The following is a 22,996-nucleotide window of genomic DNA, read 5'->3' as shown; positions in this document are numbered from 1 at the left end:
CTGCCTAAAGATTGTGATAGGATAAATTTATCCAATTTGCGGTGGGGGGAGTCTCTTTGTCAACTATTGTCCATTTGCCGTCCCATATTCCCTATATTGAATCCGGATCATACCCCGTAAGAAACGGTAATGCTGTGCATCCCCTTATAGATAGTGCTCCGACCTTTAGACGCATCTGCGAGGCTATCGAAGGCGCGCAGTATAGTGTCTGGATTTCGATTACTTTCATGGTACCGGATTTCCAGATGCCAGACGGACGCGGTACCATTCTGGATGTGCTGGATCGAGCGGTAACTCGAGGATTGGACGTCCGGATTTTATTTTGGCGCCCCAACCCGGAGAGCAGCGGTTACGGCCAAGCCTTTACAGGATCTAAGGAAGATCATGAAAAGCTCGCCGCGCGGGGTTCAAAATTTCGCGCCCGTTGGGACCGGGCACACGGGTACTATTGTCAGCATCAAAAAATTTGGCTTATTGATGCGGGCCATCCGTCCGAGACGTCCTTTGTCGGGGGAATTAATCCGACCTTCAAGACCGTCGAACCCGGCCATATCGGGGAAAATCAACGCCACGATATTTATGTCGAAGTGTCGGGTCCGTCTGCGAGCGATGTGCACCATAATTTCGTACAAAGATGGAATGGAGCTAGCGAAAGGATGGAGGTTGACGGAACATGGGGACATACCGGCGAAGACGAATTACCCTTTCCCACCCATGTATCCGCTCCTCAAGGGAACACACCGGTACAAATACAAAGAAATGTTTATAAATGTCGCTATAACGATAGCTCTCCTACTCCTGAAGGAAAACCGTTCAATATCGCTGAAGGCGAACATTCGGTTTCTGAGCAATACATACAGGCGATAGATGCCGCTCGGCGTACCATCTATATCGAGAATCAGGCGCTTCCAATCCCAGAGATTGCTGTCAGACTGGAGGAGGCCCTGAAGCGAGGCGTAGATATTGTGCTGCTCGTTCCAGCCGACCCCGAGGATTATGTACGGGCTGCCCGCAAGAACCCGGAACGCAAAGGCTTTTTTGATCATATAGAAGCGCTGGGTAAGTATGAGAATTTTACTTTAGCAGGAATTGCCGGTCCTGACGGAAAAGGCGGACGCAGCAATATATACGTCCATGCCAAAGTCATGCTTGTTGACGACATTTGGATGACGATCGGCTCTTGTAACCTGCACTCGAACTCATTCTTCGGTCATTCGGAAATGAACGCATCCATATGGGATGAGCAAGCGGTGCGCACGTTCCGTCGGCAGCTTTTGTCCGAACATCTAGGCCAGGATACCGGACATCTGGATGATCGTACTGCTCTACAGCTATATCAGAAAGTAGCGCACGATAACCGCCAAAGAAGAGAGCGCGGCGACTTTAACTGGGAGGGTCTCGTATTTAGTTTAGACCCAACAGCTTACGGCGAATAGTTATCCGAAATTTGAATGGTATACTAATTCGATGGCATATTGTAGGATTGAGCAGTAAGATAATAGACGAGATATCAATAAACTATCCATGATGTAGTGTGGGTGAGAGTGGGGCGGTAGTCATCCGCGAGCGGCAGCATAGATCAAAAGGAGGGGAAAGATGAGGAACAGAAAATTGTTGTTAACTTCAGATGGTTTTACAACTTCTAAGATTAGAGAAGCTTTTCTCCAATTGTTAGGTCAAAATCCCACTAATTTATCTGTGTGTATCATCCCTACAGCTCATGGTCGGCTAAAATCGCAAGCTCCGGTATCCCAAAGAGCGAAACTAGATTTAGAAGCCATGGGATTTCACAAAGTCGTGTTCGTTGACATCGAATTTGAAAATGTCCAGGATTTATACGGCTACGATGTCATATGTTTGAGCAGCGGAAATACATTTTACCTTTTGCATCATCTGAAGTTAACTGGAGCCGACAAGGTGATTAAAGAGCAGTCTGAGAGGGGGGCGACACTTGTCGGTATAAGTGTAGGCACAGTGGTCTTAGGAGATGATATACATATAGTCGATTATTTTACTCCGGAGTTTAACCATCTTGGATTGAAAGACCTCAATGCCACGGGGATATACGAACAAACCATATTCCCGCATTATGGCACACCTGATAAATTTAAGCACGAGAAATCACATGAAATTAGACTGCTTGAATTCGAAGGGCTGTACCAACGTAAGGTCGAAAGGCTCACAGATAACGAAGCTATTTATATTAATGGGAGATAACTATGAAAAAATATTTAATTGGAATGATGATAGGTGCTATTATTACAACAGCTGCTCCCTCTTATGCCGAGATTGGTGGTAAGGTTGAAGCGATTTTTTCCGACATTAAAGTTAACATCAATGGTTTCGATACGGATCTTAGTGATCCATTATTGATCATTAATGGAAATTCTTATGTGCCATTAAAAGAAGTTGCCACTCAAATGAATTATCGAGTAAAATATCATGAAAGTGAAAGGACAATTGAACTTAGAAACAATTTAGACGTGTACTATTTAGGTAACCAATACTACTATTCGGTAAAAGAAATAAATGAAAAAAAAGATACTCCTACTTTATCCCTTGTTACTTGGGGTATTAACCATAATGTATTGTATAATGGAGAAAAGTATATCTTTGACCCAATCCTAGATTATTATTATGACAACTACACTCATGAAAAATACATCTCAGATCAGGTTCTGGCTCGACTAGCAGCTCCCAAAATTAATTTAGAATCGTTGAAGAAGTACAAGGTAAATCGTGAAGATAATAATATTTACGAAGTTGAAGTTACTTCTAAAAATATTAAATTATCAGTTCCGACTGAAGAGATGGATTAAGCTAATTAAACCTGAATTTCGAAAGCGCATAAGAATGCGGCGGAAAATATCGATGAGCGGTTCACTGACAGTAAAAAAATGGAGATAGTGCCAGCGGGATTTTCCTTCAAAGGCCAGCAGTGGATGGTAAGTTTTTCGTCCGGGCTTGTGCAGATTCGTGCCCTTGGCCGCGCCGGCTTGATCGCCGTAGACAGTTTCCACCGTGGAATCCAGATCGAGAATAAGGCCATGGGGCAAGCCAGGTGCGATGATCCCCTGATTCAGCTTCCGCAGTTCATCCGGCAGTGACGGACACGACCGGCCAAGTCTCCCAAGCTCCTTATACAGCAAGCTATGATGCGGTAGGCGACCGCCAAGAAAGCGACGGAGCAGCGCATCGTGCTGCAGTTTGCGGAAATGAAACATTCGCTCGCAACCGAGCATCCAACCAATGATGAGATAGAGCAAGATGCGATGAACAGGGAAAATGGCGTTGTGCGCTTTACCACCGGAGAGGTCCTGCATGGCCTCGGCGAGCTTGATTTTTTCAAGATAGGCCAGGAGGATTTTGACGCCTCCGAAACTCGTGGCGTTTTGTAGCGAAAATTCACTCTTGATTTTGCTGACGTCTGTGGTAGACTTCATCTAAAGGGTGCTCCTCTCTTTGGGTGATGTTGTCTTCGCAAACACCATTCTACCAAAGATTTGGAGCCCTTTTTATATTTTTAGACGATCGTATTTTCGAAATTCAGGATAAATTATGTTTTATATAAATCACTTCTGAAGTAGAGGTGATTTTTACTTTGTCCTAACTGTAAGGGTCCGAGAAAAGGATCAGAGATGAAAACCAAAGATTGAACTAACCAAGGGGGTAACAGAAGGTGTGTTCCGATAAATATGTATTCGCAAACACAACGATCGAAGACAAAATCGCTGGTTTGGTCGGGTTACGCGGTGTTCATATGGTCCATGGCATATATGCTCCCACATCTTTACTGGGCTCTAGGCGGCAAAATGGGTGGGGGTATTCTAAAGCCTGATCTGGTACATTCGCTCCATTTTGAATTTATTAATTGGATTGCAACCGTATTTCTAACTGTTGCCGGACTCATTGGTCTTGCATTTATTTATTGGAATAAGGGCAAAGTTTTTAGTTATATGTTGTTATTTATATCTTGGGCAGGGTGTTCGGTAGCCGCTTCGCACGGCATTTTTGGAATTGTTTATCGAATACTTCAAATCAGCGGGGGAGTAGGTTTGGAGTCGGGAACATTTCACATAAACGAAGATGCCTATGTGTTGTGGGATCTAGTGCTCTTTGAACCGTGGTTTCTGATCGAGGGGATTTTATTAGGCATTGTAGGGTGGTGTTTCTTGAAAGAAGCGCGCGGCAGAATCATTTGGCTGGCTGCTTGCATACTCGGCGTTATTTTCGGCTTGGTCACTGGGATTATGGGTGTGCGATTTGCATAAGCAATCAAGAAAAATCCGATTTCAACAGCAATTGGAGGATCGAATGGACGCCGCAACGGACTTTTTCGCCACACTGTTAGACAAGGATCAGATCACGCAAAAGGGAGTGATTGAATGAACATCAATCGATTGGATCATCTGGTTTTGACTGTCACAAATATCGATGCGACATGCGATTTTTATTCCCGAGTTTTAGGAATGAAGGTTGTGACTTTTGGAGCAGGAAGAAAGGCACTGCGTTTCGGACAGCAAAAGATAAACCTGCATGAAGTAGGCAAGGAATTTGAACCGAAAGCACAATCGCCCATGCCTGGCACGGGGGATTTATGTTTTATAACCGATATTCAAATACCCGATGTAATTCATCATTTAGAGGGGTGCCAAGTAATCATTGAAGAAGGACCTGTAATAAGAACAGGAGCACTAGGATCGATAACATCCGTTTATGTAAGAGATCCCGATGGGAATTTGATAGAAATTTCCAATTATGAAATAGGGGAATGAAAACCTCGAGGGGCGGCGTAAACGAGCATTTGCGAGAAAACTCAATCGTGCCGAGGGAGTTCAATAAACCAGCGGCAGTCTAGGACTTCATTTTCCAGTCCAAGACTGCCGCTGGTTTCATATTAGAGTTTAAATTTCTCCAAACTTCTAAAAATTTTATCCGTTTTTGTAGCGTTGTTGGCTGCAGGATGGACGCGTATTTAATATACTGGGCTTAGAGCCAACGTCTGTTACTGCGGGAAGAGGAACCATCCATGATGAAACATAAGCATGTGCTCCAATACATTAACCAGCACTTCAAAGTGAAGCTCATTTTGTCGCTGTCGGTCATTATTACCATTTGCTCGCTCGTTACCGGCTATATGTCGTACCAAATGAATTTGAACTTGTTCGAAAGCGAGATCAGCGAGCAGTACCTGAAGACGAGCGAGCAAACGATCGAGCAGATCGGCTTCAAAATTCAAGATATTTACCGCATCACTGACTTCGTGATTTTCAATCCGTACGTGGAGCAAATTGTACAAAATATGCATGTCCAACCGGCACCGGGGGAAAGTGTCGAGTATCGCAATTTCATGCTGGAGCGGAATCTGGCGAACGTCCTGCAGCCGCTCAAGAATGAAACGACGCATATCCGCGCCGTCTACATCGTCGATTTGCAAGGTCACAATATGTATTTCAGCCAAGAGAACCCTTCAATTCAGCTGCAGTTCCCGGATTTTTACGAACGGGTCAAACAGGGGATGAGCCATTCGTCGGCAGAAATCTCTTGGCAGCGGATGAACATCTCCGATTTCTACGAGCCGTCCGGGGAAAAGAGCAGCCTCGTAGCTGCGCGTTGGCTGAAGTCGACCGAGCAGCAGACGGTGTACGGAATGCTGATCCTCATTATCGACGAACAATACTTTGGCAGCGCGCTGGACCCACTCATGGCGGGACAAACGGCCGGAGCGTATATTTACGACAAATACGATCGGCTTCTGTACAGCCGTGAACCCGCCGGCAGCCCCGGCTTCGAGCCCGCCCCGGACAAGGGTCCGGGCAGCTTCATCGAGCACCGCGACGGCAATGACTATTTGTTCGTGAAAAGCGAGTACGAGCCACGTTCGTTCACGCTCGTCAGCGGCATTTCGCTCGCCGATATTAAGGCGAAGGGGCGCACCGTCTATCATCTGGCCCTCGCCTTCGGTCTTGTCAGCATCGTGCTGATGGCAGTCAGCGTGTCGTTCTTTAGCGGCAAAATGCTGCAGCCTTTGCAGGCGCTCGTGAGGGCGATGCGGCGGGTGCGCGAGGGCAACCTGCGAACCACCATTCCGAGTACGTCGAACGACGAGTTTGCTTTTCTCGCCGATAGCTTTAACAAAATGGTGGCGGACATTCAATCGCTCATTCAGGAGGTATACGTCAGCAAGCTGAGCGAGCAGGAAGCCGAGCTCAAGGCGCTGCAGGCGCAGCTGAATCCGCATTTTCTGCATAATGCGCTCAATTCGATCTATTGGAAAATCATGCTGCTGTACGATGACGAAGAAACGGCGGCGCTCGTCACCAGCTTGTCGGATCTGCTTCGCTACTCGCTCGCGCCCGTATCGACGCTAAGTACGCTGCGGGACGAGCTTGCGCAAATCCGTAACTATATTAGGATTCAGGAAGCGCGGCATGGCGATGAGCTGCACGTCAGTATTGAAGCTCCGGAGGAGCTCTTAAGCTGCCGCATGCAGCGGCTGCCGCATGCAGCGGCTGCTGCTGCAGCCGCTCGTCGAGAACGTCTTCGTTCATGCGTTCTTGGATCAGACGGCGAGCAAGCGGCTGGCGATTCGCATCAGCCGGCAGGAGGCCGACATGCTGGTTGAAATCGAGGATAACGGAAACGGGATTTCGGCTGAAACGATTCATCGCCTGCTCGACGACCGAACCTTGTACGACGAGCGCGGAGAGCGGGAGCGGCTTGGGGTGCGCAACGTGCTGCGGCGCATTTATTTGGTACACGGCGCGTCGTACGGGCTTGAGATTCGGCGGTTGCCGCAAGGGACGCTCGTTCGGGTCACGCTGCCTTGTGAAACGGATCGCATGGAGGAAAGGGGGACGGCAAATGATGCGCATTCTGCTGGTTGAAGACGAGCCTTTATTCCGCAAAGGCCTCGCCAAGATGATCGCCGGTGCCGAAGCGAGCTGGGACGTTTGCGGAGAGGCGGAGAACGGCCTTGTGGCGGAGCGGCTCATCGCCGAGCTGCAGCCCGATCTCGTCGTCACCGATATTCGGATGCCGGTCATGGACGGGCTGGAACTGCTGCGGCGCACAAAGCCGGCCTTCCCGGACATCGAGTTTATCGTCATTACCGGGTTCCAAGATTTTCATTATGCGCAAGCGGCGCTCCGCAGCGGCGCGCTCGATTTGCTCGTCAAGCCGTGCAGCAAGCAGGATATGCATGAAGCGCTTGCCAAGGCGGATGCATATGTGCAAAAGAAGCAGACTGCCGCACGCAAGGAGGCGATCGAGCGCCAGCTGCTGCAGGAAAACGCGCTGCGCGCCGTTTTCCTGCGCTTCCCGTATCGCCCGGAGGCGGCTGCCTTGCTGGAGCGGGAGCTGCGCGGCAGCAAGCTGATCGTGCTGCACGTTGCCGATTTTCTCCCGGCAGACCGGGGGTATGCGAAGCGCGATGTGCCGCTGCTGCAATTCGCCGTCCTGAACATTATGGGCGAGCTGCTCGACGCGCAAGGACCCGGGGGCACGCTGCTGCTGACCGAAGCCGGACGCTTCGCCTTGCTGCTGCCTGCTGACGCCGGCGCCGAGGAACAGCGGCTGCTCGACGCGGTTTGCAGCACGGTGCGGCAGCTGCTCGGCCTGACGGTCGCCCCGCGCGTTGCCGGCCTCGTCCACAGTCTCGGCGGGCTTGCCGACCTGTACGAGGCGGCTCTGGCGGAGAGCGCTCAGAGCCGCGTCGCTGCAGATCGGGACGGCAAGCCGGAAGCGGCTCTGCCGGTCAACCGCGTCCGGCAGCAGCTCATTGGAGCCCAGGCGGCGGCTTTAATTATGGCCGGACAGTCGGAAGCGCTGCAGCAATATTTGGACGGGATGACGAAAGAAATGAGTGCGATGGACGCCGAAACCTTGCCGATCGAGGCGCTATCGCTCAGCTTTGCGCTGCAGGATGTGGCCCGCAAGCAGCTGGAGCGGGAGTCCGACGCCCGCAGCTTGACGGAGCGCATCAGCAAGCTGAACGAATGCCGCGGCAGGGATGAAGTGCGCGCGTGGATGAAGGCGGAGACGGAGCGGTTTATGCGTCATTATGACGAATGGCAAAACCGGTATAGCGCAAGCGCGGTGTCGCGGGCGGTCCGCTATATCGAAGAGCGGTATGCCGAGCAGCTTTCGTTACAGCAGCTTGCTTCGCACGTTCATTTGAACGCCGCCTATTTCAGTCACCTGTTCAAGAAGGAAACCGGCCGCAGCTTCGTCAACTTCCTGATCGACGTGCGCATGGCCAAGGCGAAGCAGCTATTGTCCAATACCGATCTGAGCGTCACGGAAGTGTCGGGTATGGTCGGGTACGATTTGCCGAATTATTTCGCTAAGCTGTTCAAAATGAACACCGGCTTATCGCCCAAGGAGTACCGCAAGCAGAATACGATATAAGGGGGAGCGGAGATGCTGCATGAGCTGAAGCGTGCGGCCGTACCGCTGTTTACGGCCGGCGCGGTGATCGCCGCTATGGTAAGCTGCACGGCAAGCCCGAGCTACTACCGCGCCGAAGAAGCGCCGAAAGCTCCGCCGCGGGATAAAATTACGGTGACGATCTACGACCGCGGCAACATTCCGTCCAGTGAAGGCACGATCGAGAACAATAAAATAACGAAGTGGATTAACGACGCCGGACTGGTGGAAGCGCGATTCGTGGCCGTGCCGCGGACGCAGTCGGAGCAGAAGCTGAACGCCCTGTTCGCCTCCGGGGAAGCGCCGGACCTCATTTTGGAATATGCGCCGCAAGTTAAAAATACGCTGATCGACCGCAAATTGCTGCGCCCGATCGACGACATGATCGAGAAGTACAGCACGACGTATAAGCAGCTGCTGACCGAGTACCCGGTGCTGCGTAAGGCGGGAACCGGAGCCGACGGCAAGCTGTACCAGTTCGGGCGCATTAACGAGACGATTCCCATACGAGGCCTCTTCATACGCGCCGATTGGCTGAAGAAGCTGCATCTGGCCGTGCCGACGACGACCGAGGAGCTTTACACGGTGGCAAAAGCGTTCACCGAGCAGGACCCCGACGGCAACGGCAGGAACGATACGTACGGCATCGCCTTGTCGTATAACTCCGGCGCCGTCTTAAGCGAAATATTCGGCGTCACGTACCCGGACTTCGTCGTCCGGGACGGCGAGCTGGTGCATGGCTGGGACCATATCGAGGCGCTGACGGCGTTCAAGCGAAAGCTGTACAGCGAAGGGCTGGCGGATCGGGAGTTTTTAAGCGACAAGAACGGGGCGCGGGCGAAGCAGGATTTTCTGAATAATCGGATCGGCATTTACATGGATCAGTTCAACGTGCCGATTACGTTCTATACCGACACGTATGCGCCGCTGAAGCGGAACGTGCCGAATGCCGAGCTTATGGTCATCCCGTATCCGGCGACGCCGGTGGGGCGGTTCAACTCGATCTTCGTCAATCCGATTCAAATGACGGCGGTCGTCAATGCCGAAACGAAGCATCCGGAAGCGGTGATGAAATACGTCGATTTCGCCGCCTCCGAGAAGTTTATGAAGACGATGTACTACGGCTTCGAAGGCGTCCACAGCAAGACCGAGCCGGGCAAATGCCCGGTCGTGACGGACCTCGACAAATGGAGGACGGAATTCAATTACGCCACCGGCGATTTTGCGATGCTGGCCTCTCCGATTTTGGCCGGCAACTGCTATTACGGCACCGAGAAGCTGGACCCGCACGATCCGCTGCAGCGGGATGTCAAAAATATGTTCGAGCTGAACTCGGCGTATGTCGATTTCAGCCTGCCGTTCGCCGGACCGACGAGCTCCGAGCAAATGCCGCAGCTGCCGAAGGAGCTGCAGGCGATTTTGAACGCCACGAAGAATCAGGTCGATGTCGACTCCGGCGATATCTGGATCAAGGCGATCGTTACGCCGGACTATACGCCCGAACAGGCGAAGCGGGATGCGATTGCGGTGTGGGAGCAAGCCGGGGGCAAGCAGGTCGACGAATGGTACCGGAATTTTTACGCGCATGACAAAGACAGCATCATCTTGACGAAAGACATCTATAGCATCTTCAAGGAACAGCGCATCGAACAGGGCAAATAATAACGGATCGTCAGCAGCAGCTCGGAAGCCTCCGCTCCCGGGCTGCTGTTCTTTTACCGCTTCAAAATGGTCTAAGTTCACAACGAACTAAAGATTTTATCCGGATACCCATAATTCCTAGATGTTGGAGAGGGTACGCGCATATTACACTGGTCAAGACATAACAAAAGTGGAGGTGAAAACGGTGGTTCGCTATTTGAACAAGAAAAAATATTTGTATTTGCTGCTGCTGCCTTGCGTCGCTTACTTCCTCGTATTCAATTACGTGCCGATGTACGGCGTGCTGATGGCATTCAAAGATTTTAATTTTGCCAAGGGGATTGTCCACAGCCCGTGGGTCGGCTTCGACAATTTCAAGTATATGTTCGGTCTCAGCGATTTTTACAAAGTGTTCTGGAACTCCCTTTATTTGGGCGTGCTGCGGATCGTGTTCGGCTTCCCGCTGCCGATTATTTTGGCCCTGCTGCTGAATGAGATGCGTAATTTGGCCTACCAGCGTGTGACGCAGACCGTCATCTACCTCCCGCACTTCATTTCCTGGGTCGTGATCGGCGGCATTCTCGTCAACTTCCTGTCGCCGGCTTGGGGGATCGTCAACATATTCCTGAAGCAGCTTGGCGTCGATCCGGTGTTCTTTCTCGCCGATCCGCATTATTTCCGCCCGGTCGTCGTGCTAAGCAGCATTTGGAAGGAATCCGGCTGGGGCAGCATCATCTATTTGGCGGCGATCGCCGGCATCAACTCGGAGCTGTACGAAGCGGCCAGCATCGACGGCGCGAGCCGGATGCAAAAATTATGGTATGTGACGCTGCCGGGCATCAAGTCAACGATTGTCATTTTACTTATTTTACGGCTGGGGCAAGTGATGAACAACGGCTTCGAGCAAATTTTCGTGCTGCAAAACCCGATGAACCTGGACGTGTCTGAAGTGTTCGAGACGTATGCGTACCGGGTCGGCATTCTCGGCGGACGGTTCTCCTTCGGAACGACCGTCGGACTGTTCACGTCCGTGATCGGGCTCATATTCCTGCTGGCCGGCAACCGTATCGCCAAGCTGCTAAAGGAGGACGGCATATGGTAATCCGCGCCGCATGTCGAAGAGGAGGGTGGTTTCGGTGAAAATCCGATCGTTCAGCGATAAAACGTTTGATGTGGTCAACTATTTATTCGTTACCTTGTTCGCTTTGGCTTGCTTGTTCCCGTTCATTTACGTGGCTTCGTTCTCCGTTACGCCTTATTCCGAATATTTGCAAAATCCGATGAAGCTTATCCCGAGCCATATCGAGTTCGGCGCGTACAAGCAAATTTTGTACATGCCGCTTATGTGGACCGGCTACAGGAACACGATCCTGATCACGGTTGTCGGCGTGGCGCTAAATATTGTTTTGATGCTGATTTCCGCGTACCCGCTATCCAAAACGGACTTAAAAGGGCGGAACATCGTGCTTGTGCTCATCACGTTCACGATGTTTTTCAACGGGGGGCTCATACCGAACTTTTATCTGGTGAAGACGCTGCACTTGTACAACACGCTGTGGAGCATGATATTGCCCGGGGCGCTCAGCGCTTACAATCTCATTTTGATGAAAAATTTCGTCGCCGCCATCCCGCCGAGTCTGGAGGAGGCGGCGTTCATAGACGGAGCCAACGAGCTGAAGGTGCTGGCGCGGATCATCGTACCGCTATCGATGCCGGCGATCGCCACGTTCGTCATTTTTCACGCGGTAACGCAGTGGAACACGTTTTTCCCGGCGGTCATGTACACGTCGAAGCGGGATTTATGGCCGCTTATGCTCATTTTACGCGATTTGGTCGTGGACGACGGCGGGCTTGCCAAGGACGCGATGGACGCCAGCAGCGCCGGCGTGACGGTGTTTACGATCAAGATGGCGATCATCATTTTTGCATCGCTGCCGATTTTGCTCGTGTACCCGTTCCTGCAGCGGTTTTTCATGCAAGGCCTGCTCGTCGGCTCGATCAAAGGGTAAGGCAGCGAGGCGCGTCAATGTATCTGGATTATAGCTGCAAGCCGCAGTTGTAATATAACTTATTACGAAGGAGTCATGGAAAATGAAAAAGGCGAGTAAACGCACGGCAGGCGCCGTCGTCAGCGCAGCGCTGCTGACGGCCATCACCGCAGGCTGCGGCCCGAGCGAGGGAGCGTCCGGCGGCAATAGCGGGGGTACGGCGTCTGGCAAAAGCGAGCCGGTCACCATCAGCATGTTCAACAGGGTCAACGCGCAGGTCGTCATCGACAATAACCCGGTTATCACCGAGGCGGGAAAGCTGGCGAACGTCAAGCTATCGGTGGAAGCGCCGCCGATCAACAATTACGTCGACAAGCTGCAGGTTCTTATGGCTTCCGGCGATCTGCCGGACCTTATCTACAACTGGGGCGGCGCCGATTCCAACATGGAAACATGGGCCAAGAACGGGCTGCTAACTCCGCTCGACGACAAAATCGCCCAATATCCGAACCTGATGAAAAACATTACGAAAGAAATGTGGGACGGAGTCAGGTCGGTGAACGACGGCAAAATTTACATCGTACCGCGCACCAACGTCGTCAATCATTGGGGCTACATGATTAACCAGACGTGGCTGGACAAGCTGAATTTGAAAGCGCCGACGACGCTCGACGAATTTACGAACGTGTGCAAGGCGTTTACGCAGAACGATCCCGACGGCAACGGCAAGGCGGATACGTACTGTCTCAGCTTCTCCAACCCGATGCTCGGCTCCAACACAATTTGGAACTCGTCCAACTTCCTGGCATCCGCGTTCAGCTTGCCGATCGTGAACGGAGCGAAAGATACGGACGGTGCGTACAAAATCCGGGAGAAAATGTCCGGCTACATCCCGTTCCTGACTTACTTGAAACAGCTCAACGACGAGAAACTGATCGATCCGGAGTTTCTGGTCAACAAAATTTACGTTGATCAGGACAAATTGAACCAGAACCGCACCGGTATCAATTATGCGCATCAGTACACCGTCATGGCCAACCTTTCCAAGGACAAGGATTCGGACAAAAAATATACGTACCACGCCGTTTTGAAGAACAGTCAAGGCGTGGCAAACGATTGGGTGACGCCGGCGACGTGGGGCGGCTGGATGATCCCGTCATCGTCGAAGCATGTGGACGACGTCTTGAAATTTTTGGACTGGGGCAATACAGCGGAGGCGAACACGTTGTTCCAACTCGGTATCAAGGGGCTTACCTATGACAGCTATGATCCGGCCACAAAAAGCATATCGCGTACCGCCGACGAAACGACGAAGCTTGCCAGCACGACGAGTACGTATATGACGCTTGCCAATGCGATTAACGACGAGCCAGCGCTCATCGAGAACGCCGATACGCCGGAGCGGCTGAACAAGTACAAGGCGCAGCTGGAAGATGCGATGAAGCAGATGACCGTCATCAACGTGCCGGCCGTACGTTCGCCGAAAATTTTGAATTTGAACCAAACGATTCCCGATCTTGTGAAGAAGAAGGACGACCAGGAGATGAAGTACATCCTCGGAGCGATTTCGCTGCAGCAATTCCAAGGCTTCCTGGAGAAGGAATGGTATCCGGCCACCGCCGACGCCGAGAAGGAATACATCGACTATATGAACAAGCTGGGCAAATAGGAGCGGCTATTCTGCCGTGACGGGCTTACCCGGCCGATGGGCCGGAGGGCCTCCGTTGTGTTTGCCGACATTACATTACGAAGGAGATTTTCTTTATGTCCATGTCCAGGAAAACGAATGAAACGATCGGCCCGCTGCATTCCAGTCCGGTCATCCGCCGTCATCCGGCGAATCCGCTGCTGTCGCCGAAGGATGTGCCTTACGGTCCGGCGATGGTGTTCAACGCGGGTGTTGCCAAATACGAGGGCAAGTACGTGATGGTATTCCGCAACGATTACGGCGATGCCGAGGCGGAGACTATCGAGCCCGCCAGCACGACGAACCTGGGGCTGGCGTGGAGCGACGACGGCGTGCATTGGGACGTGCAAGCAAGTCCGGTCTGGTCCTGGAACGATGAAGAGGTCGTGCGGGTATACGACCCGAGACTAACCGTCATCGGCGGCAGATGCTATATGTGCTTTGCAGTCGATACGAAGCACGGAGTGCGCGGCGGCATTGCCGTCACCGACGATTTCCGCCGCTTCGAAGTGCTCAGCATGTCGGTGCCGGACAACCGTAACATGGTGTTGTTCCCCGAGCGGATCGGCGGCAAGTACGTCCGTTTGGAACGACCGTTCCCGGTATACGGCCGCGGTGGCGTCGACCGCTTCGACACGTGGCTGAGCGATTCGCCCGACCTGCGCTATTGGGGCGGCTCCAAGCTCGTGCTCGGCGTGGAGGACGTGCCGTTCGCCAACGATAAGGTCGGCCCGGGCGCGCCGCCGGTCAAGACCGCGAAGGGCTGGCTGACGACGTTCCACGCCGTCGATATCGACCGCAGCCGCGGCAAGAACGGCTGGGAGCCGGCGTGGAAGAAGCGCTATTCGGCCGGCATCATGCTTCTTGATCTCGATGACCCGAGCCGGATCGTGGGCATGAGCAAGGCGCCGCTGCTCGCTCCAGAGGCGGCGTACGAGACATCCGGCGGGTTCCGCAACGATGTGATTTTTCCGGGCGGGATGATTCTGGAGCCTTCGGGAGAGGTGAAAATTTATTACGGCGCGGCAGATACGGTGGAATGCTTGGCGACCGCTGATGTGGACGATCTGCTCCGGCTGTGCCTGTAGGCACGGCCGGCATTCAAATGGGAAGGTGTGGAGAAGTTGACCTTACAGACGCAAAGAATGGAATTTGAAGCGACAAAAAAGATTTATGAAAGTGCGACCCTGATATTTCATGGCGTGGACGGTTTTGATGTCTACAATATTTCGATTCCGTTCGTACGGGACGGGAAGCGCTATTTGTTCGGGCGGGTAGAACGCCGCGAGGAATGGGCCCGCTCTTGGGTCCGCCTGTTCGAAGAGACGGGACAGGATGAATGGAACTTGGTGAAGGACAGTATGATCTATACGCTGGAGGACCCTTACATCAGTGAAATCGGCGATGAGCTTGTCATGGGCGGGACGCATGTGCAGTATCAGCGTGGAAAATACAGCACGTTTTTCGGCTACTTCTTCCGGGGCACCGACCTCCACAATTTGTACTACTTCTCGACCGGACCTAACAAAATGAAGGATATTCGCCTTGTTCCGCTATCGGATGGGAGAATCGGCGTCTTCTCGCGACCGCGCGGCGCGGAGACGAAAGCCAAATTCGGGAGCGAATCCATGATCGGCTTCACGGTCGTTGACAGACTGGAGGAGCTGACTGCAGACGTCATCGAGAACGCGCCGTACATTTACGGCATCTTCGGGGAAGGAGAATGGGGAGGCGTGAATCAGGCATATCTGCTCGACAGCGGCAAAATCGGCGTCATCGGCCACATTTGTTACCTGGATAAGAATGAGAACGGCGGGGAAGTGAAGGTGTACCTGAACATGGCTTTCGTCTTCGATCCAGCGACCCGAGAGTCGTCCGACCTTCAGGTGATCGGAAGCCGTTCCTGCTACCCGCCGGGTCCTGCCAAGGCGCCGCATTTGGTCGACTGCGTGTTTACTTCGGGCATCGTGATGCGTCCGGACGGCAAGGCCGATCTTTACAGCGGCATTGGCGATTGTCAGGCGGGGCGCATTGCGATCGACTATCCGTTCGCAGGACATGGGTGTCTTGTTTAGGGGAGGAAGATAGTGGAACTGTGAATCCTGCAGTTTGCACAACGGCAGCGGGGAGGACGATGTTTCTTCCTGCTTGTGCAAGACGGCATCTTGGAGTCACCGTCGCGGATCGGCTGTGACGGTGACTCCAGGATATTTCCGAACGATTTTTGAAAGGGAAATTTGCTATGAAGCGGCTTACAAGCCTGCCAAAAACGGAATCGCCAAATCGGCGATTCGCCGATGACCCGCCTCGTTCGGATGCAGTCCGTCCGAGGTAAAGTGCGGCAGCGTCAACCGGTTCAGCCCGCTTAGCTCATACAAGTTCAGCACAGGCAGCGCATACTGCCGCCCAATCGCCGCCACCGCATCCGCGTAATCGACAAGTCGGTGCCCCGCCGCATTCACATAAAAAATATCGTACCCGTCCTTATCCCGCTGCAGCGGCGTCCACAAGCTCAACCGGCAGCGCGGATTTTTCTTCAATATATGCTCGATCAGCGTTGTATAAGCCCCATAGAACGTATACACATCTGCCTTGCCAAGCTCGCCCAGCGGCTTATCGAGCCGGAAATCGTTCACGCCCGCCAAGATCGTCACGCAGTCGAGATCCGCCGCGATCGATTGTCCGACATGCGTCGTCGCGCCGTAATCGCGGTCTCCTCCGGCGGTCATCGGACACCCGCTCACCGCGTAGTTGAACACTTCCGAGAACCCAAGCGCCGACTGGACGAGCGGCTGGTAGCCGCCCGCCGCTGTAATGCTGTCGCCCAGCGTCCCCCACGTGGCGCCCAGCCACTTGCTCTGCAATGTCATCTCCATCGCCATCTATCGCTCCATCCTTATTTGCATTCCGTCTCAAAAGTAACCGCATCGACCGTCACGCCGGCATCCGCCTGACCCGGGCGCTCGCCGAGGTAGGCGCCTTGCTCGATCAGCCTGCGCTGCAGCTCGGGAATGGACACCTCGCGGAAGCCGACGCCCGCGGAGCCGGCCATCGCTGCGGCAATGCCGGCGGCCTCGCCCATAGCGAAGCAGTTCGGCATGACGCGCAGCGAGCCCTGCACCGGACGGTCGGACGAGACGGATCGTCCGGCGACGATCAGATTCGATTTGCCCTGCGGCAGCATGCAGCGGTAAGGAACGCCGTGCGACTCGCCCTTCGGCAAATGCTTGATCGTCATCGTGCTGCTGGCGTTCGCCAGATGAATGTCGATGAAGTACGAGTTGCGGGCGATATCGTCCTCGAATGTCCGCATTGACAAGAAATCCTCCACGACAAGCGTGTAGTCCCCTTGAATCCGGCGCGTCTCGCGGATGCCGACCTGATCGCCGGAGTGCACGAGATGAATATGCTCGAAACCGGGCACATATTTGCGCAGGAAGCGGATCTGCGTATCGATCAGCTGGCGGCCTTCGATGGCAGCGCGGGTGAGATCCTCGGCCTTCGTCCCGTCAATGCCGAAAATATGACCGAAGTTGAACCCGACGATAGAGTCGGTAATCCACGCCATACCGGAAATCCGCTTGCGGCCATCCGGCAAATCGCCGTTCTTTTGCGCCTCCGTAACGGTCCTCTCCAGCTGCCCGCGTTCACCGGTCTCCTCCAGAAACTGCTTGAACCGCGCCCGGTCCGCCCCGGTCACCACATAGCACATCGTGCCCGGCTGAAGCTCGCCCTGATCGCCTCCGACCTGGAACGGCACGCCGGCCAGCGCCGCCAAATCCGCATCGCCGGATGCGTCGATGTACAGCTTCGCCTGCACAACCGACCGTCCCGACTTGTTGCTGATAACCAGCCCGCTAATCCGGTCTCCCTCCAGCAGCACTTGGTCCGCCACCGTGTGGAATAAGATTTTGGCTCCGCTTGCCAGCACCTCCCGGTCATACACCCGCTTTAGCGTCTCCACATCGATCGGCACCCAGTCGAGCAGGTCTTTGTACCGGCTCATAAAATCTTCCCCGGCCTCGATCTTCATCTTCTCCAGCAAATCCAGACCGATGCCGCGAATGACCGGCTTCTGGCCGTCGGTATAGGGGCAGAAGGCCGGCACCAGCGCCGCCGTCCCCATGCCGCCGAGATAACCGCGCTGCTCGATCAGCAGGGTGCTCGCACCATTGCGGGCAGCGGCAATCGCCGCAGCAACGCCGGAGGCGCCACCTCCGATAACGACAACATCGGGGGTGTAGCTCACTTCAAGGTTTTGCGACGGAACCGTAACCGTTTTCTTAACCGTATTTGACATGGATATGCTCCTCCCATAATTCAAGAATGTACTGCAAAATGGCTCTTTTCTTAACATTATAGATACCGCGGAGGCGGGAACTAGTTTAATTTTAGTTTAATTAAAAACGATATCATGCTACGATAGACAAACATAGAATGGAGGTGCAGACCCGATGCCTATCCGCAAGAAAGTGACGCTAAACACGATCGCCAAGGAGCTCGGATTAACCGTCCAGACCGTATCGAAGGCGTTCAAGGGCAAGCCCGGCATGTCCGAGGCGACCCGGCAGAGCATCTTCCAAACCGCCGAGAAGCTCGGCTATTGTACGCTCGATCAGATCCGCAGCCTCCGGCTCGACCATATTACCCCTTATCCAAACGATCGGCGGCGCTTCGTGCTGGCGCAAACCCAGGAATCGGTTGCATATAACCGCCTGCTGCTGCAGGGGCTGCAGGACCGGTTTTTCTCCTTCGGGTATCAAATTGAGCTGCTGATGCTGCCCAGGGAGCTGAGGGAGCGGCAGATCGCCAAGTGGATCGAGGCAAGCGGCATGACGTACGCGGACGGGATTTTCATCGCGCCGAGCATCGACTCGGAAGCGTGGGAATCGAACCTGTTTCAGCTTCAGGTGCCGAAGATATTGCTTAATTTCCCGCCTCCAGGGGTAAAAATAGACAGTGTCATCTGGGACGTCTACGACGCGGCTTATCAGTCCGTTGCGTATTTGCACAGCCTCGGGCACCGGCGCATTATGTACGTAGGCGACATTCATAAGCAGCGGGGCTTCATTTTGCGCTGGCAGGCTTTCTGCTATGCGATGGACCGTTTTGGAGTCGGGGTGGACCCGGCCTTGCATTCTACCGGCGAGAGAACCGGCCCAAAGTGGCGGGATCAGCTGATGGAGCAGATGGTTCGCCACGCGCCTACCGCGATCATCTGCGGGATTAACGACGAGGTGCCGATTGTCTATGACGCCTGCAGGCGGCTGGGTTGGCGCGTGCCGGAGCGGATCTCCCTAATCGGCTTCCTGAACGAGCAGCCCGATGACTCGCAGTTGCCTCCGTTCACTCGGCCGCTGCTGCCGATTCACGAGACCGGCTACCGCGCCGCCGACCGGATGCTGTGGCGCATCGCGAACCCGGCGCTGCCGTTCGAGCATATCCGGATTCATTGCGATCTGCATCTCGGCAGCACATCGTCCGCTCCATACAACTAAGGATTCAACCAGAAATCATAAGAATCACCTATGCCCATAGCCTCTTTTTTAAGAGATAATAAAGATACTGCTAAGGTGGGGGGCTGACATCAATGTTCAAACTGGTCATCGTTGACGATGAGCCGACAGTTCGGTATGGATTGAAACATTATTTCGATTGGAGCGCCTGCGGGATCGAAGTGGTGGACGAGGCGGAGAACGGGCTGGCGGCGCTGCAGGTCATTGAGCGGATTAAGCCGGACTTGGTGCTGACCGACGTCTGCATGCCCAAGATGGACGGCATCCAGCTGTCGAATATACTTAGCGAGCGTTACCCGCAGCTGAAGATCGTCTTCATCAGCGGGCATAATGATGCGGATTTTTTGAAATCGGCGCTTCAGGTGAAGGCGGTCGATTATATATTTAAGCCCGTCAATGTCCATGAGCTGACGGAGGTGATGGAGCGCGTCGTCGACGCGCTGCGGGCGGAGGAGCGGGAGCGCAGGCTCCTTGCGGATATGCAGGTGAAGCTGACCCAAGGCATGCCGCTGCTTCGTGAAAAGTTCCTGATGTCGCTCATTCGCGACGGAGCCGCTTCGCCTCTTCGCATTAAGGATCGGGTCGATTTTCTGGGGCTGCATCTGCCGTTTGAGGCTCCTTACTGGGTCATCGTCATCCGTCTCGATAATTCGGCGGACGTCGTGGAGTCGCGCTCCGAGCGGGACAAGCAGCTGCTGTCCTACTCCGTGCTCAATATCGTACAGGAGCTGATCGACCGGGAGATCGGGGGCTACGTCTTCGAGAACCGGATGGTCGAATTCGTAGGCATCCTTCGCATGAACGAGGGGGAGGACCAGGAGTCGCTGCTCTTTCAACTGGCGGAGGATGTGCGGGGCGCGCTCTATCAGTATTTGAAAATCAGCGTGACCATCGGCGTCGGAGAGCGGATTGCGAGCCTGGCTTCTTTGCCGCGTTCCTACGCTCAAGCCAGAGAAGCCGCCGATCAGCGGTGGCATCTCGGGAAAAATCAGATCATCTCCATGGACAATCTGGAGCAGAGCGATGACGGCGCCTACCGGTTCGATCCGGCTCAGGACGAGCGGATGATCTCCTCGCTGAAAGCGGCGGACGAGGACAAGCTGCTGGCCGGTCTTCAGGAAATCTACGACGCGTTAGCCCGCAGGCGCGGGGAGGGCTTCCAATACGGGCGCAACATCAGCCTGCAGCTGCTGCTTCTGGCAGGCCGGGCCCAGCTGGAGCTCGGCGTGTCACGGAAGGATGCGGAGGAGAAGGAGAGCCAGCTGATGGTTCAAGTGTTCCAGCAGGAGACGCTGGACGATCTCAGGCGGCTCGTCGAGCAGCATTTGCTCGAGGTGTGCGGACGGATTCGCGAGAAGCGCAGCGGCAAGTCGAAGAATGTGATCGAGCGCGTCCGGGCGTTGATCGATCAGCGGTACGCCGAGAACCTGCAGGTCGGGGATATGGCGAAGGAAGTTTTTTTATCCGCGACGTACTTGTGTCTGCTGTTCAAGCAAGAGACCGGCGAGACGATCAACGAGTACTTAACCAAGGTTCGCGTCGAGCAGGCGAAGGCGCTGCTGCGGGACCCGGCCAATAAGTTCTATGAGGTCTGTTATGCCGTCGGGTATTCGGACCCGAGTTATTTCAGCAAGCTGTTCAAGAAATATACCGGCTTCACCCCGAGCTCGTATCGGGATGATGTGATGTAAAGGCGGTGGAAGCAGATGAGGCGGTTCCTGACGCGAAGCTGGAGATATGTGCTGATGCTCATCAAAAGCGTGGTGGCGGCCAGACGTTGGCTGATCGCCTATGTGGTGCTGATTCTGCTGCCGGCTTCCGTACTGCTGTACTGGTATACCCAGAAATCCTCGCAAATTCTGGACGAAGAAGTGACGCAGACGATGCTGCAGACGCTGAAGCAGGCGGAAATCAATCTGAACAGCCGGTTCGATTCCATACGCGACACGTCCAATGCCATTCTGATGAATCCGAAGCTGCATACGTACCTGCGGGAATCGTCGTCCTATGCCGCTCAGCTGGATGCGATGAAAGAGCTGAGCTACCTGATCGATAACGCCCAGGCGAATCCTACGGTGCTGCGCGTCCGGCTGTTCGTCGATAGCTCCAAATACTTTTCCAACGAGCGGGTGAACTTCTTCCCGTGGGATAGCTTGCTGAACCGTTCATGGTACCCGGAGGTGGCGAACGCAGGCGGCCGAATGATATGGACGGGAGCGTATGAGGAAACGTATATCGATAAGGGCGACATCTATGTGGTATCGAATGCGCGGGTTTTGCGCGATCCTGACCGGTACGATGCGTTCTCGGGCGTACTCGTCATCGATGTGACGGTCAAGACGCTTGAGGACATTTTGTCGACGATCCAGCTGAACAATCAGCAGCATGTGTACATGCTCGCTCCCGACGGCACCATTGTGCTGGACAAGGACCGGTCGCTGCTTGGAACGAAGCTGAAGTCCGGAGCCGTGCTGCAAGCCATGGCAGGCCAAGGGGAGGGCGTAACCCCCATCGTGAAGGATAAGGACCAAAGCTATGTCGTCTTCACAACCATTCGTTCCACCGGGTGGAAGCTGGTGGTCGAAGTGCCGAAGGCGGAGATCAGCTCGCGCGCCGTTGCACTGAACCAAGTATCCGGCATTGTCACTTTGCTGGGAGCGACGCTCTTGTTCCTGCTGTTGGTTTTTATTCTGATGGCTTTTGTCGTTCGGGGGTTGAACAACCGGATGCAGACCGTCATTAGAATGATCAGGCGGGAAGGCATCGAACGGCTGGACGAGAGGACCGGGGCGGCTGACGGGGGCGGGGATCTCAACCTGCTGGAAAAAAGCGTCGACCATCTCATCCGCAAGGTTCATGACTTGATGGAGGAGACGTTCCGGTCGAGAGTGCAGGAGCGGGAAGCGCAGCTGCGGGCGCTGCAGGCGCAAATCAACCCGCATTTCTTCTACAATATGCTGGATACGATCAACTGGATCGCCATCGGGCATAAGGCTCCCGAGATCAGCCAAATGATTGACGGGCTGGCCCGTTATTTTCGCTTGAGCTTGAATAAAGGCCAGGATGTCGTGAGCGTCACCGATGAGCTGGAGCTGGCGAAGGTGTACCTGGAGCTCCAGCAGAGCCGGTTTCCGCGGAGCTTCGTGTTCCATATACAGGTGGAAGGCTTGCTGGAGCTGTATTTGATGCCGAAGCTGACCTTGCAGCCGATCGTGGAAAACGCACTGCTGCATGGGATTCGGGAATCGGAGCGGGAGTCCGGAGAAATCATCATCCGCGCAAGAGTAGAAGGGGAGGATCTGGTGCTCTCGGTCCATGATGACGGCATCGGCATGGCGCCGGAGCTGGCGAACCGTTTGCTCATGGAGCCGCGGCCTGATATGAAGGCGGACGGTACGGGCAGCTCCTACGGGTTGTACAATGTGAACGAGCGGATCAAGCTGTTCGCCGGCGAGGAGTACGGTCTAGCGGTTCAATCGGAGCCGGGCGCAGGGACGACGGTGACCGTCAGGTTCAAGGGAGTGCAGCGAGAGAAACAAGGCCCGGCCCTTTAACCTGGAGATGTACACTATATAATGAGGTCCCTTCCTCGTGGAAGGGCCTCATTTTTTTGTCTAAGAAAACCCCCAGTTCGACTGGGGGTTCAGGAAAGCTTATAGCTATGAGTAAAAATCCCTTGACCTTTATGATAAGATGATAGCCGGTCTGCCAACCGCAACATCAAATCAAGGAGGACA

Annotated in this window: 19 protein-coding genes and 1 pseudogene; 17 read left to right on the top strand and 3 right to left on the bottom strand. The window is 54.1% G+C overall.

What is annotated here, in order from left to right; genetic code table 11:
• The first annotated feature begins 56 nt into the window (after positions 1–56).
• From N0M98_RS20580 to N0M98_RS20570, 3 genes are all read left to right on the top strand, one after another.
• Positions 57–1,436 carry a phospholipase D-like domain-containing protein gene (locus N0M98_RS20580; RefSeq protein ID WP_259618996.1) on the top strand — a complete coding sequence of 460 codons (1,380 nt, stop codon included), beginning with the start codon at positions 57–59 and terminating at the stop codon, positions 1,434–1,436.
• 160 nt (positions 1,437–1,596) lie between these two features.
• A complete protein-coding gene (locus tag N0M98_RS20575; RefSeq protein ID WP_259618995.1) occupies positions 1,597–2,217 on the top strand; it encodes a Type 1 glutamine amidotransferase-like domain-containing protein in 621 nt (206 codons plus the stop codon).
• Between the two features lie 2 nt (positions 2,218–2,219).
• Positions 2,220–2,819, top strand: a complete 600-nt coding sequence (locus tag N0M98_RS20570; protein WP_259618994.1) for a stalk domain-containing protein — start codon at positions 2,220–2,222, stop codon at positions 2,817–2,819.
• 93 nt (positions 2,820–2,912) lie between these two features.
• Here the strand turns inward: N0M98_RS20570 and N0M98_RS20565 are convergent.
• A pseudogene (locus N0M98_RS20565) lies at positions 2,913–3,443 on the bottom strand (transposase); the annotation flags it as partial.
• Between the two features lie 324 nt (positions 3,444–3,767).
• Between N0M98_RS20565 and N0M98_RS20560 the strand changes: the two are divergent.
• The 11 genes from N0M98_RS20560 to N0M98_RS20505 all read left to right on the top strand — a co-directional run bounded on the left by N0M98_RS20560 (position 3,768) and on the right by N0M98_RS20505 (position 15,818).
• Positions 3,768–4,271 carry a DUF3995 domain-containing protein gene (locus tag N0M98_RS20560; RefSeq protein ID WP_259618992.1) on the top strand — a complete coding sequence of 168 codons (504 nt, stop codon included), beginning with the start codon at positions 3,768–3,770 and terminating at the stop codon, positions 4,269–4,271.
• 114 nt (positions 4,272–4,385) lie between these two features.
• Positions 4,386–4,775 (top strand): VOC family protein, encoded by a 390-nt coding sequence (locus tag N0M98_RS20555; protein ID WP_259618991.1) that lies wholly within the window; start codon positions 4,386–4,388, stop codon positions 4,773–4,775.
• Between the two features lie 254 nt (positions 4,776–5,029).
• The gene (locus N0M98_RS33770; RefSeq protein WP_310944105.1) at positions 5,030–6,625 is read left to right on the top strand and encodes a sensor histidine kinase; all 1,596 of its coding nucleotides are present in this window, start codon (positions 5,030–5,032) and stop codon (positions 6,623–6,625) included.
• Positions 6,558–6,887: a sensor histidine kinase gene (locus N0M98_RS20540; protein WP_259619000.1), complete on the top strand. Its 330-nt coding sequence runs from the start codon at positions 6,558–6,560 to the stop codon at positions 6,885–6,887. Before N0M98_RS33770 ends, N0M98_RS20540 begins: the two co-directional genes overlap by 68 nt.
• Positions 6,865–8,409, top strand: a complete 1,545-nt coding sequence (locus N0M98_RS20535; protein WP_259618990.1) for a response regulator transcription factor — start codon at positions 6,865–6,867, stop codon at positions 8,407–8,409. The genes N0M98_RS20540 and N0M98_RS20535 overlap by 23 nt, the downstream gene beginning before the upstream one ends.
• A 12-nt stretch (positions 8,410–8,421) precedes the next feature.
• Positions 8,422–10,089, top strand: coding sequence for an extracellular solute-binding protein (locus N0M98_RS20530; RefSeq protein WP_259618989.1), 1,668 nt, complete (start codon positions 8,422–8,424; stop codon positions 10,087–10,089).
• Between the two features lie 184 nt (positions 10,090–10,273).
• Positions 10,274–11,170 carry an ABC transporter permease gene (locus N0M98_RS20525; RefSeq protein WP_249865148.1) on the top strand — a complete coding sequence of 299 codons (897 nt, stop codon included), beginning with the start codon at positions 10,274–10,276 and terminating at the stop codon, positions 11,168–11,170.
• Positions 11,171–11,204: 34 nt separating this feature from the next.
• Entirely contained in the window at positions 11,205–12,077 is an 873-nt protein-coding gene (locus N0M98_RS20520; RefSeq protein WP_259618988.1) for a carbohydrate ABC transporter permease, read from the top strand.
• Positions 12,078–12,159: 82 nt separating this feature from the next.
• Positions 12,160–13,725, top strand: a complete 1,566-nt coding sequence (locus N0M98_RS20515) for an extracellular solute-binding protein (RefSeq protein WP_259618987.1) — start codon at positions 12,160–12,162, stop codon at positions 13,723–13,725.
• 95 nt (positions 13,726–13,820) lie between these two features.
• Positions 13,821–14,831, top strand: a complete 1,011-nt coding sequence (locus tag N0M98_RS20510) for a glycoside hydrolase family 130 protein (RefSeq protein WP_259618986.1) — start codon at positions 13,821–13,823, stop codon at positions 14,829–14,831.
• Between the two features lie 57 nt (positions 14,832–14,888).
• Positions 14,889–15,818: an MTP-1 family protein gene (locus tag N0M98_RS20505; protein ID WP_259618999.1), complete on the top strand. Its 930-nt coding sequence runs from the start codon at positions 14,889–14,891 to the stop codon at positions 15,816–15,818.
• A gap of 177 nt (positions 15,819–15,995) precedes the next feature.
• Here N0M98_RS20505 and N0M98_RS20500 read toward each other — a convergent pair whose 3' ends face one another.
• Both N0M98_RS20500 and N0M98_RS20495 read right to left on the bottom strand, forming a co-directional pair.
• Complete coding sequence (locus N0M98_RS20500; RefSeq protein ID WP_249865143.1) at positions 15,996–16,625, bottom strand: SGNH/GDSL hydrolase family protein; 630 nt, start codon at positions 16,623–16,625, stop codon at positions 15,996–15,998.
• Between the two features lie 14 nt (positions 16,626–16,639).
• Positions 16,640–18,043: an FAD-dependent oxidoreductase gene (locus N0M98_RS20495; RefSeq protein WP_259618985.1), complete on the bottom strand. Its 1,404-nt coding sequence runs from the start codon at positions 18,041–18,043 to the stop codon at positions 16,640–16,642.
• Positions 18,044–18,197: 154 nt separating this feature from the next.
• Between N0M98_RS20495 and N0M98_RS20490 the strand changes: the two genes are divergently transcribed.
• The 3 genes from N0M98_RS20490 (at position 18,198) to N0M98_RS20480 (ending at position 22,813) form a co-directional block, all read left to right on the top strand.
• Positions 18,198–19,241: a LacI family DNA-binding transcriptional regulator gene (locus N0M98_RS20490; RefSeq protein ID WP_259618984.1), complete on the top strand. Its 1,044-nt coding sequence runs from the start codon at positions 18,198–18,200 to the stop codon at positions 19,239–19,241.
• A 92-nt stretch (positions 19,242–19,333) separates the two neighbouring features.
• Entirely contained in the window at positions 19,334–20,950 is a 1,617-nt protein-coding gene (locus tag N0M98_RS20485; protein ID WP_259618983.1) for a response regulator, read from the top strand.
• A 15-nt stretch (positions 20,951–20,965) separates the two neighbouring features.
• Positions 20,966–22,813 (top strand): sensor histidine kinase, encoded by a 1,848-nt coding sequence (locus tag N0M98_RS20480; RefSeq protein WP_259618982.1) that lies wholly within the window; start codon positions 20,966–20,968, stop codon positions 22,811–22,813.
• The last annotated feature ends 183 nt before the right edge of the window (positions 22,814–22,996 follow it).

This window comes from Paenibacillus doosanensis, from assembly GCF_025060755.1.
In the GTDB taxonomy this organism is placed as follows: domain Bacteria; phylum Bacillota; class Bacilli; order Paenibacillales; family NBRC-103111; genus Paenibacillus_S; species Paenibacillus_S doosanensis.
This window is presented reverse-complemented; position numbering and strand designations above follow the sequence as displayed.

What these genes read in the sequence shown, in the direction of transcription:
- N0M98_RS20575 (WP_259618995.1), top strand. Translation starts at nt 1,597, where the DNA reads ATGAGGAACAGAAAATTGTTGTTAACTTCAGATGGTTTTACAACTTCT.
- N0M98_RS20570 (WP_259618994.1), top strand. Translation starts at nt 2,220, where the DNA reads ATGAAAAAATATTTAATTGGAATGATGATAGGTGCTATTATTACAACA.
- N0M98_RS20560 (WP_259618992.1), top strand. Translation starts at nt 3,768, where the DNA reads ATGGCATATATGCTCCCACATCTTTACTGGGCTCTAGGCGGCAAAATG.
- N0M98_RS20555 (WP_259618991.1), top strand. Translation starts at nt 4,386, where the DNA reads ATGAACATCAATCGATTGGATCATCTGGTTTTGACTGTCACAAATATC.
- N0M98_RS33770 (WP_310944105.1), top strand. Translation starts at nt 5,030, where the DNA reads ATGATGAAACATAAGCATGTGCTCCAATACATTAACCAGCACTTCAAA.
- N0M98_RS20535 (WP_259618990.1), top strand. Translation starts at nt 6,865, where the DNA reads ATGATGCGCATTCTGCTGGTTGAAGACGAGCCTTTATTCCGCAAAGGC.
- N0M98_RS20530 (WP_259618989.1), top strand. Translation starts at nt 8,422, where the DNA reads ATGCTGCATGAGCTGAAGCGTGCGGCCGTACCGCTGTTTACGGCCGGC.
- N0M98_RS20515 (WP_259618987.1), top strand. Translation starts at nt 12,160, where the DNA reads ATGAAAAAGGCGAGTAAACGCACGGCAGGCGCCGTCGTCAGCGCAGCG.
- N0M98_RS20510 (WP_259618986.1), top strand. Translation starts at nt 13,821, where the DNA reads ATGTCCATGTCCAGGAAAACGAATGAAACGATCGGCCCGCTGCATTCC.
- N0M98_RS20505 (WP_259618999.1), top strand. Translation starts at nt 14,889, where the DNA reads ATGGAATTTGAAGCGACAAAAAAGATTTATGAAAGTGCGACCCTGATA.
- N0M98_RS20500 (WP_249865143.1), bottom strand. Translation starts at nt 16,625, where the DNA reads ATGGCGATGGAGATGACATTGCAGAGCAAGTGGCTGGGCGCCACGTGG.
- N0M98_RS20495 (WP_259618985.1), bottom strand. Translation starts at nt 18,043, where the DNA reads ATGTCAAATACGGTTAAGAAAACGGTTACGGTTCCGTCGCAAAACCTT.
- N0M98_RS20490 (WP_259618984.1), top strand. Translation starts at nt 18,198, where the DNA reads ATGCCTATCCGCAAGAAAGTGACGCTAAACACGATCGCCAAGGAGCTC.
- N0M98_RS20485 (WP_259618983.1), top strand. Translation starts at nt 19,334, where the DNA reads ATGTTCAAACTGGTCATCGTTGACGATGAGCCGACAGTTCGGTATGGA.
- N0M98_RS20480 (WP_259618982.1), top strand. Translation starts at nt 20,966, where the DNA reads ATGAGGCGGTTCCTGACGCGAAGCTGGAGATATGTGCTGATGCTCATC.